This window comes from Shewanella nanhaiensis, from assembly GCF_019457885.1.
GTDB lineage: Bacteria > Pseudomonadota > Gammaproteobacteria > Enterobacterales > Shewanellaceae > Shewanella > Shewanella nanhaiensis.
In genome coordinates this window covers 1-1,603 of the sequence record NZ_JAHZST010000046.1, presented here as the reverse complement: position 1 = coordinate 1,603, position 1,603 = coordinate 1, and the positions used below count along the sequence as shown (strand labels likewise).

Here is a 1,603-nt window from a genome sequence, read left to right as displayed (position 1 = left end):
ATCCCTATAACGCGAAAGTTAGACATGATGACCACCTCTTCTTTGTTAACCAGACAAACTGGAGTTTAACACTAGGTTGGGGCGTACCATCTTATTAATGCGTTAGAGTTTAAGCTCTGAAAATGACTGCTGCCATTAAGGGAGCTATAGCAATCAGATAAGCGGTAACGCCCGCGTCAACTGCCGGAGGCTACTGGCGCTTTTTGTGCGGTACGCACAAAACGTGACAGTGGCCGGAGGTCAGATTGCACGCGCTTGTTAGGCATTGTCTGAGTCCGGCTCACAACTATTGTAAAGGTCAAAATCTATACTTAACCCTAACTCTGCATATGATTTTATAAGATTCGCACTCATATGGAAGCCTGGATTAACATTTGTGTAATAACCCACGCAATTGATGCCGACATCATAATCTTTGTTTAATTGAGCTATAGCCTCTTTTCTATCTTTAAGGACGATAAGCAAGTTTTCTAGATGCGCATCCTGAAAAGGTTCAGATCTCGGAAGCGTGCTTTTATATTTCCACGAACTTCTTTTCCTTAATCTCATATGTCTCTCTGAGATCAAATCACCTTTAAGATGAAAGTCAGTAGGCTGTAATTTTAGAATTGAGCTAATTTCATCGATTGAGCATTCGAAGCCCTCAACCCAGAAATATGCGTATGTATCAAATTCTTCCATAACTCTCAATGTGCCTAACATTTGTATATACGGCTTGCGCGTTTTGCCAAGTTCTCTCGGGAAAGCGTGCACGGGCATCAACACTATATACCTCATTAATACAACGTATTGAGACATGCATAGCTAAATTGTATCCAATACACTCTAGGACAAAACTTAGTCGCACACTTTGCTTTCCTATTATCTCAGCCAGCTCTTACAAACAAGAGTGATCGCACACTTTCATCTTACTGAATTTACGCCTCTTTATCTTTTCACTCAATAGTAAACCGTGAACTGATTGCACAAAACTTAGAGATAAACCGCACAAAACCGATACTACTGTATAAAAGTGCAAATACTTATGAACTTAGAGGTTGTCTCTAGACGGAACCCATACCTTTCTAATTGATGAGAGAAAGTATTACAAAGAGGTCAGGGCTGTATTGAACGAATTGCTGGCACTAACACATAAAGGGGTAAAACCAGTTGCGCCCTTCTACAAAGTAAAACCAAATCGAAGAAGTAAATTATCAGGTGTAGATGCGGCTACGAGTTTTGGCAGCATGGAAGCTGCCGTAAAGCCCACAGGGATGTGCTAGTGGCGTCTCGTAGAAGTATCTGCACATAAGCACGCTGCAAGCGATAGGTACCAATTGAAGGTATGACCTTCAATATCTTACCCAATACACATTCAACTAAAAGCTATCAAACTAGATCCTACTTTTAGCAACAAGAGCAAGTTCATGATGATTGCTTAAAATCAGGCCTAGTCTGATAGCAGAAGTTGTTAGACAAGGTCTAACCAAAAACACCAAGTAAAGAATCCACCTTCTGAAGAAGGTGGCTTTGCATTAGCCCCCTAAAAGGGGGCGTTGTCTACTTCAAATCTAATTGCGGCTGCTCCTGTTTTTCAACCTTTTCTTGATGCCTTACATATCTT

1 protein-coding gene and 1 pseudogene are annotated in these 1,603 nt (G+C 41.0%); both read right to left on the bottom strand.

Features of this window, described 5'->3' with window-relative positions:
- Positions 1–258 precede the first annotated feature (258 nt).
- Complete coding sequence (locus K0625_RS24250) at positions 259–681, bottom strand: DUF4279 domain-containing protein (protein WP_220111918.1); 423 nt, start codon at positions 679–681, stop codon at positions 259–261.
- Positions 682–1,539: 858 nt separating this feature from the next.
- Positions 1,540–1,603: pseudogene (locus K0625_RS24245) on the bottom strand (IS200/IS605 family transposase); the annotation flags it as partial.

What these genes read in the sequence shown, in the direction of transcription:
- K0625_RS24250 (WP_220111918.1), bottom strand. Translation starts at nt 681, where the DNA reads ATGGAAGAATTTGATACATACGCATATTTCTGGGTTGAGGGCTTCGAA.